Here is a 16,605-nt window from a genome sequence, read left to right as displayed (position 1 = left end):
TCTAAATTCTTGGAGGACACGATGGCCCAGCCCAACGCCACCCAGAAGCCGGACCCGGACCTGGCCTCAACGCACCGAGACCCGGAGGAGCAGCGAGACCCGGAGGAGCAGCGAGACCCGGAGGAGGAGGCCGTCCACCGCGCGCTGGAGCGCTACTACCGCGCCGGCAAGCCGCCGTGGGACACCGGCGTGACGCCGCCCGAGCTGGTCGACCTGGTAGAGGGGCCCGGGGCGCTGCCGCCCGGCCGCGCCCTCGAACTCGGCTGCGGCACCGGGACCAACGCCACCTACCTCGCGCGGCACGGCTGGGAGGTGGCGGCCGTCGACCTGATCGACCGCGCCGTCGACCAGGCCAGGGAGAAGGCCGCGGCGGCGGGCGTGGCGGTACGGGTGCTGCACGGAGACGCCACCCGCCTCGACGAGCTGGACGTGCCGGGCCCCTTCGACCTGTTCTTCGACCTGAGCTGCTACTGCGGCGTCCCACTACACCGCCGCGATGCCTACGCCGCCGGGCTCACCCACCGCGCCGCTCCCGGAGCACGGTTGCTGATGTTCGGGTACGGTCCCGAGCCGATCGGCAATCCGATCCCCGAGGTCACATCGTGGGCGGCAGGCGTCACGGCCGACGAGCTCCGCGCCAGGTTCCGCGGCTGGGAACTACTCGACGTCACACCGGGCACCAACTCGGTGCCGACCTTCTGGTTCACGCTGCGCCGCGACGCCTAGCCAATCTCCGGTCGCCCGCCGGGCGGGAACGCTCGGCGCGGTGACTTGACCTCAAGCTCGGGTGAGGTCCTAACCTCCGGTATCGGAGGTAAGGCATGAGCATGGAATTTACCGCGTGGACGTCTCTGCACCACGCGATGAACGCGCAGGAAGAACGACCGCTGTCCCGTGTCACCCTGAAGCGCATCGCGGGGTTCGCGCGGCCGCACCGTGCCCTGATCATCAGGTTCCTGCTGTTGAGCGTGGTGACGGCGGTCCTCACGGTGGCGGCGCCGGTCCTCGCCGGACGGGTGGTGGAGGCCATCGTCGACGGTGCCGACAGCGACGTCGTGATCCGGTTGGCGGTGCTGATCGCCGTGATCGCCCTGGCCGAAGCCGGCCTGGGTCTGGTGACGCGGTTCCTGTCCGCCAGCATCGGTGAGGGCCTCATCGTCCAACTGCGGACGGCAGTCTTCGACCACGTCCAACGCATGCCCGTGGCGTTCTTCACCCGGACGCGCACCGGTGCGCTTGTCAGCCGCCTGAACAACGACGTGATCGGCGCGCAGCGGGCCTTCAGTGACACCCTGTCCGGGGTCGTCGGCAACGCTGTCACCCTGGCGCTGACGCTTGCGGTGATGCTCAGCTTCTCGTGGCAGATCACGGTGCTGGTGCTCGTGCTGCTCCCCGTCTTCGTCCTCCCGGCGCGCCGGATGGGTTCGAAGCTCGCCCAGTTGCAGCGTGAGGCGGCCGAGCACAACGCGGCCATGAGCACACGGATGACCGAACGTTTCTCCGCGCCCGGCGCGACCCTGGTCAAGCTGTACGGGCGGCCAGCCGAGGAGTCGGCCGAGTTCGCGGCACGCGCGCGTCGGGTGCGGGACATCGGCATCCGTGCCGCCATGCTCCAGTGGGTCTTCATCACCGCGCTCACCGTCGTCGGCTCGCTGGCGCTGGCCCTGGTCTACGGGCTGGGTGGTCTCTACGCCCTCCGCGGCAGCCTCGACGCCGGGACCGTGGTCGCCCTGGCGCTGCTGCTGTCGCGCCTCTACGCGCCGTTGACCTCGCTGGCCAGCGCTCGGGTGGAGGTGATGAGCGCGCTGGTGAGCTTCGAGCGGGTGTTCGAGGTCCTCGACCTCAAGCCGCTGATCCTCGACCGGCCCGACGCGCGCCCGCTTCCCGACGGGCCGGTCGCGGTGGAGTTCGACAAGGTGCGGTTCGGCTACCCCTCGGCGGACCGGGTGTCGCTCGCGTCCCTCGAGGACGTGGTGAAGCTCGATGCCCGGGGCGGCGAGGAGGTGCTGCACGGGGTGTCGTTCCGCGCCGAGGCGGGGCAGATGGTCGCCCTCGTCGGCTCCTCCGGGGCGGGCAAGTCGACGATCGCGCAGCTCGTCCCCCGCCTGTATGACGTCGAGGACGGCGCGGTGACGCTCGCCGACGTCGACGTACGCGACCTGTCGGCCGAGTCGATCCGGACCTCGCTGGGCGTGGTCACCCAGGACGGGCATCTCTTCCACGAGAGCATCCGCGCCAACCTGGCGTTCGCTTCGCCGGACGCCACGGAGGACGAGATGTGGGAGGTGCTCCGGCGGGCCCGCCTCGACGACCTGATCCGCTCACTTCCCGATGGGCTCGACACCGTCGTCGGTGAACGCGGGTACCGGCTGTCGGGCGGGGAACGGCAACGGCTCACCATCGCGCGGCTGCTGCTGGCCCGTCCGCGCGTGGTCATCCTCGACGAGGCCACCGCGCACCTCGACTCCACCTCCGAGGCAGCGGTTCAGGAGGCCCTCGCCGAAGCCCTGACCGGCCGGACGAGTGTGGTCATCGCGCACCGGCTCTCCACCATCCGTGCGGCAGACCAGATCCTCGTCGTCGAAGACGGACGGATCGTCGAGCGTGGGCGACACGGCGACCTGCTCGCCGCAGGTGGCCGGTATCAGGAGTTGTACCGCACCCAGTTCGACCAGGAGCAACCGACGGTCCAGGAGCAACCGACGGTCCAGGAGCAACCGACGGTCCAGGAGCAACGCGTCGCCAGCTGAGGCCGCCGCACCGGGCTCCTGCTCCACGACGCGAGCCGCCGCCCGCCCCGGGAGATCCCCGGAACGGGCGGCGGCAGCGGACGGTCAGTCGTTGTCGTCGTTGTCGTCGTTGTCGTCGTCGTTGTCGTCGTTGTCGTCGTTGTCATCGGCGTCGTTGTCGTCGGCGTCGACGGGCTCCTGCTCGGCCTTGACCACCGAGCCGTTGTCCCGGTCGACGTCCACCTCGTGCTCGGTCTCACCGGCGACGATCTCGACGCTCCACACCGGCCGGCCGTTCTCCTGCTCGGCCTCGACCTCGACGATCTGGCCGCCACCGGCCTTGGCGAGTGCGATCTCGCCGGCGCGCTTCTCGTCGACGGCGCTGCCCGCCGGGGCGGTGCTCGTGGTCGGCGTACCGCTCGACGGCGTACCCGACGAGGCGCCGGCCGACGGCGTACCGCTGGTCCCTGGCGTGGCGGTGGTCGCGCCCGCCTCCGGCGCGTCCGTGGCCGTCGGGGCGACGGTGGCCGCGGCGAGTGCCGTGCCGCCGGCCCGCGTGTCGCTCACGGCGTTGACGCCGAGCGCGACCCCGGCCACCGCCAGCACCGCCGACCCGCCGACCGTCGCCAGAAGCAGGTTGGTGCGCTTCATCGTGGTGTCCACCTTTCCTCGGATGTCAACTCCTGGGCTGTCGACTACGAGGATCGGCTGAACGGGGATAGCACCGCGCTGTCCGAACGCTAAGGCCGGGTTAAGCCGGCGCTGGCGTCGGCCGTGCGCCGAGCCCCGGAACTCCGCGTCGGCCGGAGGTGATCAGAGCGCCATCTTCATGAAGACGTCGGCGCGGGCGTACGGCGGCAGCGGGATCTGGTCCGGGCTGACGTGCTGGAAGCCGGCAGTCTCGTAGAGGTGCACGGCGTTGGCGAGCGTGGTGCTGCTGCCCAGGAACAGGGTGGTCGCGCCGAGCTGGCGGGCGCGCTCGATCGCCGCCTCGATGAGCTGGCGGCCGAGGCCCTTGCCGCGCGCCGCCGGGGCCACCGTCATCTTCGACAGTTCGAAGACGTCGTCCGAGCTGCGGACCAGGGCGACGCAGCCGATGATCTCCCCGCCGTCGCGGAGGATCAGCACGTCGCCGCCCGGGACGACGATGGCGGCGAACGGGTCGCCGAGCGTCTTACGGTCCGACTCCTCGATGGTGAAGAAGTGGGCGATCCATTCCTCGTTGAGCGTCCGGAAGGCCTCGGCCTCCGCAGCGGTCGTCATGGACGTGACGGTGAGCGTGCTCGGGTTCATGGTTCGATTCTCCGGCCGCCGCCATTCGAACGTCCAATATCTTGTTCGGAGTCATTCGTATCCTTGACGTATGGAACCCGAGTTGCGCCACCTGCGCTACTTCGTCGCGGTCGCCGAGGAGCTGCATTTCGGCCGGGCCGCGGCGCGGCTGCGGATGGCCCAGCCGCCGCTGTCGCAGCAGATCCGCCAGCTCGAGGCGATGATCGGTACGCCGCTGTTCGTTCGCACCTCCCGGTCGGTGGCGCTGACGCCCGCCGGTGAGGCGTATCTGGGCCGGTGCCGGCGGGTGCTGGCCGCCGTGGCCGACGACGTGCACGAGGCTGGCCGCATCGGGCGCGGGGAGCAGGGGCGCTTCGACATCGGCTTCGTCAGTTCGGCGATCCCGCTCGGGCTGGCCGGGCCGATCCGTCGTTTCCGCGAGCGGCATCCGGCCGTCCACCTGCGCCTGCACGAGGCGTACACGGCACATATCGTCGACCGGTTGTTGAACGGCGAGGTCGATCTCGGCGTGGTTCGGGACGCGGACGACCACGACGACCTGGTCGGCACCACGTTCGCCACCGAGTCCTTCGTCGCCGTCCTGCCGGCCGACCACCCGCGGGCGGCCAACCTCGCGATAAACGCCGTGGTGCTGCGCGACGACCCGTTCGTCTTCTTCCCCCGGGTGGCCGGCGAGCGGGCCTACCAGCGCAATCTTCGGCCGTGCCTGGAAGCCGGCTACACCCCGCGCATCGTCCAGGACGCCACGAGCTGGGCCACTGTGGCGCACCTGGTCGCGGCCGGCCTCGGGGTGACGATCGCGCCGGCGAGCATCTCCGCCGTGGTGCCCGCCTCGGTGTCAGTGCTGCCGTTGACCGATACCGAGGCCACCACCGAGGTGCAGATCCTGCGCCGCCGAGATGACGACCGGATCACCTCGACGGGCTTCGAGGCCGCGGGTCAGGCACGCTGACCGGCGCGGTGCGGCAGCACCCTGACCGGCGCGGTGCGGCAGCACCCTGACCGGCGCGGCTAGCCGCGCCTGTTGAGTTCCGCTTCGAGCCGCTGGACGAGCGTCTTGCGGTCCTTGCCGGCATGCTCGTTGCGCAACGCGGTCCTGAGCTGCCGTGTGTCGAGGCCACGGACCAACTTGGCGGCCTCGGCGACCGACATCTCCGACATCCGGCCGGCCGTGGTGGCGTCGCGACGCGCCCGTTTCGCCGGCCCGGTGTTGGCCACGTACTGCTTGCCGGACCGGGAGGCGGCACGCTTCTTGGTGTCGGTCGCGCGTTTCTGGCTGTCCGACATCTCGTCCCAGGCCTTCTTGGGCAGGTAGCGGCTCGTCGTGCCGCCCTTGCGCGCCCGGGTGTCGCCCTCTTTCGTCTGCCACTTCTCGTTGCCCCAGCGCTGAAGCGACTTCTGCCGCTCGTCCTTTTCGCCCAGGAATCCCCCGCCGCGCTTCTTGTACTCCTGAGTCACCAGCTGTGACTTGCGCGCCGACCACTGCCCCGGCCTGCCGCCCTTGTCGGAGGCCTTGACCTCTTCCTTGATCTGCTCCCTGAGCTCGGGTTTCGTATACCGCGCCATAGCTGGCAGCTACCCGAGAGCGTCGCGCCTAACCCTCCCGCCGCGACGCCGGTGGACGCAGCCGCAGCAGCACCCGCGCCCCGCCGGTCGGACCGGCCCGCAACTCCAGGCTGCCGCCGCCGGCCTGCGCGGCGCGCCGGGCGATGTCCAGGCCGAGACCTGTCGACCCGGCCGCGCTGGCGCCCCGGCGGACCGCCCCGACCGGCAGGCCCGGGCCGGCGTCCACCACGGTGAGAACCACCTCCCCCTCGTCGCGGGTGAGGTGGACGGCGAACGGCGTCCCGTCGGGGGTGTGCGCGAAGACGTTTCCGAGCAGTGCGTCCACGGCCGCCGCCAGGTCGTCGGCGGGCACGCCCACCGGCAGCGGGCCGGGAACCAGGTCGAGGGTGACGGCCCGGCCGGTGTCCTCGGCCAGCACCGACCAGAACGCGACCCGGTCGGCGACGATCGCCGCCGCGTCCGAGGTGGCCGGCCGCGCCGTCGGCGAGTGACGCCACCGGGCCTGCCGGATCAGCCCGCTGACCGCGCGTTCGAGACCGTCGGCCGCGGTGGTGATCCGGGCGGCGTCGTCCGGGTCCCGCAACGACTCCGCCTCCAGCCGCAACGCCGTCAACGGGGTACGCAACCGGTGCGACAGGTCGGCGACCTGCTCGCGCTCCTGCACCAGGAGCACCTGGATCCGGGTGGCGAGATGGTTGAGCGCGCCGGCCACCTCGCGCAGCTCGGCCGGACCGGCCGGGGTGACCCGGGCGTCCAGTTCGGCGTTGGCCAGCCGGTGCGACACGGCGGACAGGTCGCTGATCGGCCGGACCAGGTTACGGGCCAGCCGGTCGGCCACCAACAGACCGATCAGCACCAGCAGCACACCGAGCAGGGCAAGCACCAACCAGGACCGGGTGACCCCGGCGGTCAGCTCGTGTCGCGGCACCACGATCCGGATCACTCCGGTCCCGTCCGCCCGGCCCTGCACGGCGATGACCACCTCCCGGCCGGCCGCCGACTCCCCGGTGAGGCTCTGCCCGCGCGCGGCCAGGGCCACCGCCGGGGTACGGGGGGTCTGCGCGCCGAGCACCGACCCGTCCGGCAGGAAGACACTCACCGGTCGCCCCGACTCCGCGGCGAGTTGCTCGACGGTGAGTCGGATCGTCGTCGCGTCGGCGGTGCCGACCACCGGCACCAGGCTCTGCGCGTCGGCGGTGGCCGCAACCGTGGCCCGGTCCTCCGCGACGGTGCGGACCAGCAGTGCCAGCGGCACCAGGAACGCGATGAGGGTGAGCACGCTGACGGCGGCGACCAGCAGCGCGAGCCGGGCCCTCACGGCTGCGCCGCCGGCGCCTCGAGACGCACCCCGACCCCGCGCACGGTGTGCAGGTAGCGCGGCTGCTGGGCGTTCTCCCCCAGCTTGCGCCGCAGCCAGGACAGGTGCACGTCGACGGTCTTGTCGGCGCCGCCGTACGGGATCTGCCACACCTCGGTGAGCAGTTCACGTTTGGTGACCACCTGGCCGGGGCGGCCGGCCAGGTGGTGCAGCAGGTCGAACTCGCGCGGCGTCAACTCCACAGCCGTCCCGTCCAGGGTGACCTGCCGGGACCGGGGGTCGACACGCAGCCCGCCCACGACGAGCGACGGGTCCTGCCCGTCTGCGCCGGTCGGGCCCCGGCGCAGCACCGCACGGACGCGGGCGTCGAGCTGCGCGGCGGTGAACGGCTTGACCACGTAGTCGTCGGCGCCCGCGTCGAGCACCCGGACGATCTCGGCCTCGTCGTCGCGGGCGGTGGCCACGATGACCGGCACCGAGCTGACCGCGCGCAGCATCCGCAGCAGCTCGCGGCCGTCCAGGTCGGGCAGGCCCAGGTCGAGCACGACGAGGTCGGGTCGGTCCTCCAGGGCGTCCCGGAGGCCGGCCATCGCGGTCGAGGCGGCGGCCACCGCGTGGCCGCGTTCCCGCAACGCCCGGATCAGCGGCGTACGAATGGTCAGGTCGTCCTCGATGAGCAGCAGGCGGGCCACAGCTGGCAGGTTAACCGCTGCCGCCTGCGGCGAGGCGCACGTTAACCATGCCTTAGCGTCCGGATGTGCCAACGACAAGGACGGATCGGGGATAGTCAGCGCATGGGCCGTCGTTCGCTTCTCGTCGCCGCCGGATGGGTGGCCACGGTCGCCGTGGCCACCCTGATCGGGTTGGGCGCGATCCAGCTGGTCGGGGAGAGCATCACCGGCACCCCGGGCGGGGTGCGCAGCGAGGCGGAGATCGAACGCGCGCTCGCCTCGCCGGAGCCGGTGCCCACCGGCGCCACGGGCACCGGCTCGGCCGCTCCGGGCACGACGGGCGCCGCACCGAGCGCCAGCCCCGGGGCCCGTCGGGGGTTCGCCACCGACGGCGGAACGGCCGTGGCCGAGTGCGGCGCCGACGGCGTACGCCTCGTCTCCTGGGCGCCCGCGCAGGGTTACCGGGTCCGGGACGTGGACCGGGGCCCGGACGACGACGTCGAGGTCACGTTCGCGGGGTCGACCCGCCAGTACGAGTTGAAGGTGCGTTGCATCGGCTCGGAGCCGGTGGCTGTCGCCGACGACTGAGCCGGAGGTACCGCGTCGCGGCCCAGGACGACCATGGGCGGTGTCTCCTCCCGGCGACGGACGAGCAGGGCTCCGCCAGCGGGGGTCGGATCAACTGGTCTTGATGGTCAGCGTAGGCGGGTTGGCCGACTCCCTGCTCCCGATGGTGACGGAGCGGTCTGCGGTGACCTGCAGGCTCAGACTCTGGTCACCGAACCACTGCGCTATCGCAAAGCCAGTGACATCAATGGACACATACGGACTGTCGCCGGTGCACGTCACCTCTCGCACGGACGTGAACGTCGCCGACGGCCGGGTGTTCCAGGACGTACCACTCTCTGTCCATCCGCCATCCGCGCCGCCGTTGACCCTGAGCGTCACCGGCTGCGTAGCGCACTGACTGACGTACAGGTTGACGGCAACCCGGTTCATATCGGCCACCGCGGCGAGGCTGTACCGCAGGAGGGCCACCCGATTGCCGGCATCGGCCGCCAGCGTGGTGCCGCTGCCAGGTGCCGCCGCCGGCCTGGCAGCGTCGACGTACGTGTCCGCGAGCGCCGGCCGGTCGGCGTGCTCGGCCCGGATGATCAGATCCGGCGGGTTCACCGTACTCTCCCGTGAGGTGATGCCGATGTACTTGTGGCTTCCCGCTGGATCGCCGGTAATCGCGAACGAGGCCCGTCCGTCGGCGGCGTTGCGCCGTAGATAGTCGGTCACGTCCAGCTCGACCATGCCGCCTTCAGCGGACACGTTCACCGTTTTCAGGGCCGCGCCGGCAGCGGGCCTGCTGTTCCAGCTGACCAGACCCTCGTTCCAGGCATCGCCGACCTCGGAGACGACCACCCTGTCCGCGCCTGGAACGGCGTCCGTCACCCGCGCATGGAACTGCAGCTTGGCGTACTCGATCTCGCCGTACTGCGCGATGTCGAAGGTCAAGTAGGTGGCCCGCTGCCGAGTGGTGGTGTGTTTGACGGCGTTCACCGGCGACTGGCCGTAGGCGCCGCCGGGTACGCCTGAGTCGACCCACGTGTCGCCGATGGGGATGCTGCTGGCATTTGGCTGCTGCCAGTTGTCGAGCTGTGGTCCCCGCAGAGTCAGGATGAGTTCCGGCTGACCGGTCGGGGCCTCCCTGTTGTTGAGCAGCACGAAGTCGCCGGTCCGCGCTGGATCGCTCAACACGAAGGTGACCACTCCGTCACCGGCTGCCTGCTCCCGGACATGGGTGGTGACGTCGCCGTTGGCGTACGCGGGCGCCGTGCCGACCGTGAGGTTGCCGACCGGACCCCCGTCGGGCAGGGGAGCGTTGTTCCAGGTCAGCGTCTTCTCGCTCCATTTGTCGTCAGCCGCTTGGACAACCAGGTCCGTGGTGCATCCGGTGCAGGTCGTGTTGCTGCCGTACATCCGCAAGGTGGCACTGGCGATGTCGGTCGGGTCCACACCGGCCAGGTCGAACTTGAGGTAGCTGTGCCGCGTCCAGCCGTCGCCGGTGCCCTTCACGACCAGACCGGTGCCGCCGTAGTTCACGTCGCCGTTGTCCTTCCAGACCATCGCATCGTCCGTCGGACGGAGTACCCGCGGGTCGGTCGCCACCACCGCGGTCTCGGTGGCGCCACCGGTCTGGAACGAGGTCACGCTCAGGATCGCCGGCACCGTCTGCACCAGCCGTACGCCGGGCGACCCGGACACCAGGCCCCCGCTGGGAGTGTTCAGCTTCATGTGCAGCGCGCCCGTACGGCGCTGGGTGGGATCAGCCGCGGCAACCCTGATGGTGGTGGGCGTACGCAGCAGCACCATCGAAGCCGCGTCATCGACCGTCAGGAACTCGGCCTCGCCCCACGCGTCCAACCGCTGGGTCACCCGGGGCTGCCAGAAGTTGACGCCGATGACATCGAGCGGGTGCTGCTGGACCGACTGGATCGTCTTCTCGTTGCGCAGCACGCGGAACTGCGGATTCGCGGCGTACTCGGCGGTCTGCTGTGCGCCCGCCCCGGGCAGCAGCGCGTAGCTGTAGGAGGCGTTCGACGGGTTCGTGCCGTGGTCGATCCAGAGGGACACGTACGCACGCTGGTGCGGCGTCGTGCTGCCACCCGGGTCGATCGCGTTCCAGGTGCCACTTCGGATCTCACGCTTGCAGTGCAGCGTCACCGCGCCCGGGAAGTAGTAACCGATGTTCTGGCCACTGAGGTGAGCGTTCGTCACGCCACTGATGACCTCGGTGCTGCCGTTTGTGGCGCAGCGCGCTGTCCCGTTGATGGTCAGCGCCTCGGCACCACTCACTCGCCGCTGGTCCACGGTGGTGATGATGGTGCCGGTACCGGTGATGCCCGCGCCGAGCGCGACGATCTCGTTGTCGTAGAGGAACCAGGACTTCTTCGCCGTGAGGTCCGAGAACGGGTCGCGCAGCTCCATGCCGACCGAGGCGTACCGGTCGTCGAGCGACGCGCCGCCGACCCAACTCGCGGTGGATGGCACGCCACTGGGGTGCGTCGTGGACCGGGCTGCGGTGGAGACGGTCGTGCCGGGCAGACGGGTTGCGTCCACCGTCGGCCAGTAGGCGTCGTCGTACTGACCCAGGTCGTTTGGCAGGCTCAGCTGCGTCATGCCGTACCGGGTGAACCATCCGCGCGGGTTCTGGCCGAGGGTCTCGTAGTCGAGGATCCGGTTGGAGAACATGCTCACCCCGGCCAGGTAACCGGGCCGCTGGTGGGTGACCTGGTCCATGCCGGCGTACACCTTGGTGGCGACGAGATCCACTTCGCCGACCACATTGACCGCGTCGATCACCGCGTAGGCCCGCGCGAGCGTGAACAGCGACAGGAAATAGTTGTCCGGGTAGGGCGCGAAGGTGTCGCCGCTGATCAGCCCCTTCGCCATCCGGCGCAGTCGCAGCGCCTCGGTCGCGGGCACCACCTCGGCCAGGATGAGCGCGGCCCGCGTAAGACCGTGCCCGGACTGGTGGTTGCTGATGCTGGTCCCGGCGGGATCGCCGCGCCTCCCCGTCCCGGCCCGCGCGATCTCCCTCCCCCGCACGCCGGGCGTGCCGGCACCTCGGTACACCAGGGGCCGCAGGCCGTCTCGCAGCCAACCAGCGAACGCGGTGCTGGCGGCGCCGTCGATCGCCCAGGGCGAGCCACTCAGGGCGTAGATCAGCTCCGCGTACGTCTGGGCCATCGAGGTGCCGTAACCGCCGCTGTACGGGTGCCGGCCGTGCTGGATGAAGGAACCGTCGCGATAGATGCCCTCGCCGACCTGCACGGTCGCCATCGTCTCCAGGGCGTTGTCCCGTGCCGTGGCGATGGCCGCGACGTCGTTGGCCAGGACACCCATCATGACCTCGGTGGCGCATTTCCAGGTGCGGTTCGCGCCACGGGTCGGTTCGGCGTAGTCGTCGCCGTTGGTGCTGCGGCCGGACCGCGTGCAGGTGGGCGTGAGCACCTCGATGGCCGAGAGGTAGTCCCGCACGGCAAGCCTCGGATGCCCCCACATCATCACCGCGATGTTGACGATTTGCTTGGGGATGGCGATTTCCCAGTCGTACCACTCCCCGGCGGGATGCGGCAGCGGCAGCTCGGCAGCACTGTTCGGGAACGTGTCGACGAGTGCGTTGAGCCCGCCGACCGTCGTATCGGCCAGCGCCGCGTTGCCGGTGAGAATGGTCCCCGGCGTGGCGTAGGCGGCGGCCATCTGCGCCAGCCGATCGACCGACCTGGACACGCCCGTCGTGCTGTCGTAGTCGAACTCGATCGGCCACAGCCGCCCGTGCTCGGGATTGTCCGCGTCTGCGACGGCCAGCGGGTCGATGCTGGCGGCGTAACCCTGGATTTGGGGGACATCCGGGAGGCGGCCGGCATAGCGGGCATCACCGGCGTGGTTGGTGTCACTGTCGGTCAACAGTTGTAGCCAGCGGTGGCGAACGGTCTCTACGTCGCTCGCCGCACGCGCAGGCACCGCCACCGCCTGGGCCGCGCCGGTTACCAGCAGGATGAGGACGAGCAGCAGCACCTTGGGGCGCCGGTAGCCCGCACGCGACTGCCGAAAGCGGACACCCATGATCTTCTCCCCCGTGGAAATTGGGCGGAGCCTAGCAAGGGTGTGGCCGGCACGCGGTCCCCGTCGCCGACGACCGACGTCGACAAGGGACCGGTCGACAAGGGACCGGCCGACAAACGTCTGGCCGACGCACGCCAGGGCCTGCTCACCGCGTGCACAAACCTGTTCGGAGAGTACCCGTGGCCGTTCACCCGGACGCCCACACCGACGCCCAGCACGTGAGCGACGGACGGGGCCGGCACGGAACACCGTGCCGGCCCCGTCCGCGGTGGTGGTTCAGCTGCTGTACGCCTCCACCTCCCAGAGCGAGTGGCCGTAGCCGGTGCCCCGGGCGGTGCCGTTGATCCGTAGGTAACGGCCGTTGGCGCCGAGCCCGGTGTGCTCGTCCACGCCGCCGTCGGCCCCGGTCACCGTCTTCGCGGTGGTCCAGGTGGTGCCGTCGTTCGAGGTCTGGATCTGGTACGCGCTGCTGTACGCCGCCTCCCAGCTCAGCTTGACCCGGCCGATCGCGGTGGGGCTGCCGAGGTCGACCCGGATCCACTGCGGATCGGAGAACGTGCTCGACCAGCGGGTGGTGAGGCTGCCGTCGACCGCCTGGGCGCCCGACACGTCGGCCCCCTCGTTGCTGGACGTCGACGTGGGTTTGTTCAGCAGCAGGTTGCCGCCGGTCGAGCCGCCGGTGCCGCCGTACACCTCGAACTCGAACAGCGAGTAACCCCAGGCGGTGCCCCGCGTGGTGCCGAGCAGCCGGACGTACCGGCCGGAGCCGGTGAGCCCGGTCAGGTCGTCCACGCCGCCGTCGCCGCCGGTCACCGTCCGGATCGTGGTGAAGGTGACGCCGTCCGCCGAGGTCTGGATCTGATACCCGCTGCCGTACGCGGCCTCCCAGGTCAGCTTGACCCGATTGATGGCGTACGTGGCGCCCAGGTCCACGTCTACCCACTGCGGATCGCTGAACGTGCTGCTCCAGCGGGTGCCGGTCGCGCCGTCGAAGGCGTTCGCCGGCGTGTAGGCCCCCTCGGAGCTGGACGCGCGGGCCGGCTTGCCCCGAGCCAGGTTAGCGCCCGGTTCGGGGTCCGGGTCGGGACCGGGACCGCCGGGGCTGGCGGAGAGGGTGAACTCGTCGATGTCGAACCACGGGCCGGCGCCCTTGAAGACCAGGAACAGGGTCCGGGTGCCGGTCGGGGCGGTGACCCCGCCGGTGACCGTGACGAAAGTGGCGTACCCGCCGGTGGGGACCACGGTGGCCGAGCCGACGAGCGGCCCGGTCGGCGAGTCGACCCGCAGCTCCACCGTGCCGCCCCCGCCGGCCGGGGCACCGACCCGGGCGCTGAACGACTGGACGCCGGTCAGGTTGTACGGGCGGAACGAGATCCAGTCGTTGTTGTCGATGTAGCCGACCGCCGCGCCACCGTGACCGGCCGCCCCGGACACGATCTGCACGCCGGACGAGTCACCGAAGTGCTCGGCCTGACGGACCCGGGGTTGCAGCACCGCCTGGGTGTGCGTGGTCAGCGGCGGTTGGCCGCCCCCGCCCAGGTCGGTGTACTCGGCGTCGATGATGCCGAAGATGTTCGCCGCCGTGTCGTGCTCACCGTCGGCGGTGGTCTGGATGACCCCGGTGCAGCCCTGCGCGCTGCCGAGCTGGTGGCCGTGCGAGTCGTGGCCGAGGACGTAGTTCACCTTCACCCGGGAGCAGTTGATCGCACCGTCCTGGGCGTCGGTGACGGTGACGCTGAACGGGACGGCGTCGCCGAAGGAGAACGTCTGCCCGTTCAACGGGGTGTTCACGGTGACCACCGGCGCGCTGTTGCCGACCGTGACGACCACGCTCGCGGTGGCCGTCTTGCCGGTGGTGTCCCGCACCGTCAGCGTCGGGCTGCGGGTTCCGGTCGTGGTGTACGTGAAGCTCGGGTTCGCGGCGGTCGAGTCGGTGCTGCCGTTGTTGTCGAAGTCCCAGGCGTAGGTGAACGGGTCACCGTCCGGATCGAGGGTGCCGGCCGAGGAGAAGGCCACGGTCAGCGGCGCGGTGCCGCTGGTCGGGGTGGCGGAAACCTTGGCGACGGGCGCTCTGCCCTCGCGGGCGTACTCGATGCGGTAGAGCGCCGAGTTGGCGTCGCCGTTGAACCAGCCGGTGCCGTAGTCGAGCACGTAGAGCGCGCCGTCCGGCCCGAACTCCATGTCCATGACCTGCGTGCCGGTCCACGGGAACGGGTTGATCTTCAGCGGTTGGCCGGACGCGTCGAGCTTGATGTTCTTGATCCAGCGGCGGCCGAACTCACCGGCGAAGTAGGTCCCGTCGTAGTACTCCGGGAAGGCCACCGGCGAGGTGTTGTTCGGGTCGTACCGGTAGACCGGGCCGCCCATCGGCGACAGGCCGCCGCCGGTGAACTCCGGCGGCGAGCCGGAGCCGCCGTACGGCAGCCACGCCGAGATGGCCGGCGGCAGCTGGGTGATGCCCGTGTTGTTCGGCGAGTTGTTCACCGGCCCGCCCGCGCAGTCGAACTTCGGCCCGGACGGCCCGGACGGGAAGGTGTAGTCGTTGTACGCGTCGTTGCGGGCGGTGCAGTACGGCCAGCCGTAGAAGCCGGGCCTGTCGATGCGGGCGAACTCCACGTTGCCCGCCGGTCCCCGGTTCGGGTCGGCGGTGCCCGCGTCCGGACCGTAGTCGCCGAGGTAGACGATGCCGGTGGCCTTGTCCACGCTCATCCGGAACGGGTTGCGGAAGCCCATCGCGTAGACCTCCGGGCGGGTCCGCGCGGTGCCCGGTGCGAACATGTTGCCGGCCGGGATGGTGTACCCGCCGGCCGCGCTCGGCTTGATCCGGAGCACCTTGCCGCGCAGGTCGTTGCTGTTCGCCGAGGTGCGCTGGGCGTCGGAGGCGGGGTTGCGCCCGGCCCGCTCGTCGATCGGGGTGAAGCCGGCCGAGTCGAACGGGTTGGTGTCGTCACCGGTGGACAGGTAGAGGTTGCCGGCCGCGTCGAAGTCCATGTCACCGCCGACGTGGCAGCACATGCCCCGACTGGTCGGCACGTTGAGGATCAACGTCTCGCTGGCCAGGTTGATGGTGTTGTCGGCGTTGACGGTGAACCGGGCCAGCCGGTTGACGCCGTCCCAGGGGGCGAAGTCCGCAGGGGTGCCGGTGGCCGGAGGGCCGCCGCCGGGAGTGTTCAGCGGTGGGGCGTAGTACGCGTACACCCAGCGGTTGGTGGCGAAGTTGGGGTCGGCCTTGATGCCCTGTAGGCCCTCCTCGTCTCCGGTGTAGACCGGCAGGGTGGCGGCGATCTTGGTGTTGCCGGCGGCGTCGGTGTGCCGGATCACGCCGTTGCGGGAGGTGTGCAGCACGCCCCGGTCCGGCAGGACGGTGAGGCTCATCGGCTCGCCGGTCTCGGCCGCGCCCTTGGCCAGCTCCACCTGTTGGAAGCTGCTGGTGACGGTGGGGCCGCAGTCGGCGTCGACCGCGCCGGCGGCCGTCTGGATGCCGCCGAGCAGGTGCTGACGGAAGTTCGTCTCGGTGTACGACGCGTCGGTGTGGCCCAGGCCCGTGTACCAGGCTCGGCCGCCGGAGTAGTTCTGACACCAGGAGATCGGGTGGTCGGCGCCCATGCCCCCGCCGGTGTAGGTGCTCTCGTCGAGGGTGGCCAGCACGTGCGCGGCGCCCCGGGGGTTGGTGCGGTAGTTGTACAGCTCGTCGAACCGGTTCCACCGCTGCGGCAGGGTCGCGGTGGACGGGTGCACCTGGTCGGCGACCTTGACGGTGACGTTCTGCTCGGCCGGGTGCGCGGCGAAGTATGCCCCGACCAGCCCGCCGTACCAGGGCCAGTCGTACTCGGTGTCGGAGGCGGCGTGCACGCCCACGTATCCGCCGCCGCCGGTGATGTAGCGCTCGAAGGCGGCCTGCTGGGCGGCGTTGAGCACGTCGCCGGTGGTGGACAGCCAGATCACCGCGGCGAACCGGTCCAGGTTGGCGTCGGTGAACTGGGCGGCGTCCTCGGTGGCCTCGACGGTGAAGCCGTTGGCGGCGCCGAGTTGCTGGATGGCGGCGATGCCCGGGGTGATGGACCCGTGCCGGAATCCGGCGGTCTTGCTGAAGACCAGCACGGTGAACGGTGCGGCGCTGGCCGTGGGTGGCGCGGCGACGATGCCGCCGGCCACGAGGATCGCGCTCAGCGCGACACCGAGCCACGATCTCAGGGATCTGCGCACGGTTGTCCTTTCGTGGTGCGAGGACGGCGTGCGCCGATCACGCCTGGCAGTGGAACGAGAAATGCGAATGCATCGTTGCGTCTGGGTCACGGTCGCGTCAAGCCTCTTCCGCCATCCGTGAGAGCGCTATCTCCGCAGGTCAGAGACGACCGTGGCCAGCAAGATCGAATAACGGTTTTCGGGTCACGATCCACGGCTGGAGGGT

General features: G+C 70.7%; 12 protein-coding genes. 5 read left to right on the top strand and 7 right to left on the bottom strand.

Features of this window, described 5'->3' with window-relative positions; all coding sequences use genetic code 11:
* The first annotated feature begins 21 nt into the window (after positions 1-21).
* The gene (locus tag ACLQ29_RS31200) at positions 22-726 is read left to right on the top strand and encodes a class I SAM-dependent methyltransferase (protein WP_425774955.1); all 705 of its coding nucleotides are present in this window, start codon (positions 22-24) and stop codon (positions 724-726) included.
* A 95-nt stretch (positions 727-821) separates the two neighbouring features.
* On the top strand, positions 822-2,750 hold the full coding sequence (locus ACLQ29_RS31195) for an ABC transporter ATP-binding protein (RefSeq protein WP_425774954.1): 1,929 nt from the start codon (positions 822-824) through the stop codon (positions 2,748-2,750).
* 84 nt (positions 2,751-2,834) lie between these two features.
* Here the strand turns inward: ACLQ29_RS31195 and ACLQ29_RS31190 are convergent, their stop codons facing one another.
* Entirely contained in the window at positions 2,835-3,380 is a 546-nt protein-coding gene (locus ACLQ29_RS31190) for a PepSY domain-containing protein (RefSeq protein WP_425774953.1), read from the bottom strand.
* Between the two features lie 162 nt (positions 3,381-3,542).
* Positions 3,543-4,022, bottom strand: coding sequence for a GNAT family N-acetyltransferase (locus ACLQ29_RS31185; RefSeq protein WP_425774952.1), 480 nt, complete (start codon positions 4,020-4,022; stop codon positions 3,543-3,545).
* A gap of 70 nt (positions 4,023-4,092) precedes the next feature.
* Here ACLQ29_RS31185 and ACLQ29_RS31180 point away from each other — a divergent pair, with 70 nt between their 5' ends.
* The gene (locus ACLQ29_RS31180) at positions 4,093-4,974 is read left to right on the top strand and encodes a LysR substrate-binding domain-containing protein (RefSeq protein WP_425774951.1); all 882 of its coding nucleotides are present in this window, start codon (positions 4,093-4,095) and stop codon (positions 4,972-4,974) included.
* Between the two features lie 59 nt (positions 4,975-5,033).
* Here ACLQ29_RS31180 and ACLQ29_RS31175 read toward each other — a convergent pair whose 3' ends face one another.
* The 3 genes from ACLQ29_RS31175 to ACLQ29_RS31165 are packed head-to-tail and all read right to left on the bottom strand — an operon-like array spanning position 5,034 to position 7,598.
* Positions 5,034-5,588, bottom strand: coding sequence for a DUF5872 domain-containing protein (locus tag ACLQ29_RS31175; RefSeq protein WP_425774950.1), 555 nt, complete (start codon positions 5,586-5,588; stop codon positions 5,034-5,036).
* Between the two features lie 28 nt (positions 5,589-5,616).
* Positions 5,617-6,906 (bottom strand): HAMP domain-containing sensor histidine kinase, encoded by a 1,290-nt coding sequence (locus ACLQ29_RS31170; RefSeq protein ID WP_425758426.1) that lies wholly within the window; start codon positions 6,904-6,906, stop codon positions 5,617-5,619.
* On the bottom strand, positions 6,903-7,598 hold the full coding sequence (locus ACLQ29_RS31165; RefSeq protein WP_425774949.1) for a response regulator transcription factor: 696 nt from the start codon (positions 7,596-7,598) through the stop codon (positions 6,903-6,905). Before ACLQ29_RS31165 ends, ACLQ29_RS31170 begins: the two co-directional genes overlap by 4 nt.
* A gap of 102 nt (positions 7,599-7,700) precedes the next feature.
* Here ACLQ29_RS31165 and ACLQ29_RS31160 point away from each other — a divergent pair, with 102 nt between their 5' ends.
* On the top strand, positions 7,701-8,165 hold the full coding sequence (locus ACLQ29_RS31160) for a septum formation initiator (protein WP_425774948.1): 465 nt from the start codon (positions 7,701-7,703) through the stop codon (positions 8,163-8,165).
* Positions 8,166-8,255: 90 nt separating this feature from the next.
* Here the strand turns inward: ACLQ29_RS31160 and ACLQ29_RS31155 are convergent, their stop codons facing one another.
* Positions 8,256-12,194 carry a DUF7594 domain-containing protein gene (locus ACLQ29_RS31155; RefSeq protein WP_425774947.1) on the bottom strand — a complete coding sequence of 1,313 codons (3,939 nt, stop codon included), beginning with the start codon at positions 12,192-12,194 and terminating at the stop codon, positions 8,256-8,258.
* Positions 12,195-12,236: 42 nt separating this feature from the next.
* Between ACLQ29_RS31155 and ACLQ29_RS31150 the strand changes: the two genes are divergently transcribed.
* Positions 12,237-12,416, top strand: coding sequence for a hypothetical protein (locus tag ACLQ29_RS31150; protein ID WP_425774946.1), 180 nt, complete (start codon positions 12,237-12,239; stop codon positions 12,414-12,416).
* A 54-nt stretch (positions 12,417-12,470) separates the two neighbouring features.
* Here the strand turns inward: ACLQ29_RS31150 and ACLQ29_RS31145 are convergent, their stop codons facing one another.
* Positions 12,471-16,400, bottom strand: coding sequence for a ThuA domain-containing protein (locus ACLQ29_RS31145; RefSeq protein ID WP_425774945.1), 3,930 nt, complete (start codon positions 16,398-16,400; stop codon positions 12,471-12,473).
* Positions 16,401-16,605 lie beyond the last annotated feature (205 nt).

Origin of the sequence: Micromonospora sp. DT228 (genome assembly GCF_049841595.1) — a bacterium.
Classification (GTDB): domain Bacteria; phylum Actinomycetota; class Actinomycetes; order Mycobacteriales; family Micromonosporaceae; genus Micromonospora.
This window is presented reverse-complemented; position numbering and strand designations above follow the sequence as displayed.

Excerpts from the sequence above, each read along its gene's own strand:
- ACLQ29_RS31195 (WP_425774954.1), top strand. The coding sequence starts at position 822 with ATGAGCATGGAATTTACCGCGTGGACGTCTCTGCACCACGCGATGAAC.
- ACLQ29_RS31160 (WP_425774948.1), top strand. The coding sequence starts at position 7,701 with ATGGGCCGTCGTTCGCTTCTCGTCGCCGCCGGATGGGTGGCCACGGTC.
- ACLQ29_RS31175 (WP_425774950.1), bottom strand. The coding sequence starts at position 5,588 with ATGGCGCGGTATACGAAACCCGAGCTCAGGGAGCAGATCAAGGAAGAG.
- ACLQ29_RS31155 (WP_425774947.1), bottom strand. The coding sequence starts at position 12,194 with ATGGGTGTCCGCTTTCGGCAGTCGCGTGCGGGCTACCGGCGCCCCAAG.
- ACLQ29_RS31190 (WP_425774953.1), bottom strand. The coding sequence starts at position 3,380 with ATGAAGCGCACCAACCTGCTTCTGGCGACGGTCGGCGGGTCGGCGGTG.
- ACLQ29_RS31180 (WP_425774951.1), top strand. The coding sequence starts at position 4,093 with ATGGAACCCGAGTTGCGCCACCTGCGCTACTTCGTCGCGGTCGCCGAG.
- ACLQ29_RS31185 (WP_425774952.1), bottom strand. The coding sequence starts at position 4,022 with ATGAACCCGAGCACGCTCACCGTCACGTCCATGACGACCGCTGCGGAG.
- ACLQ29_RS31200 (WP_425774955.1), top strand. The coding sequence starts at position 22 with ATGGCCCAGCCCAACGCCACCCAGAAGCCGGACCCGGACCTGGCCTCA.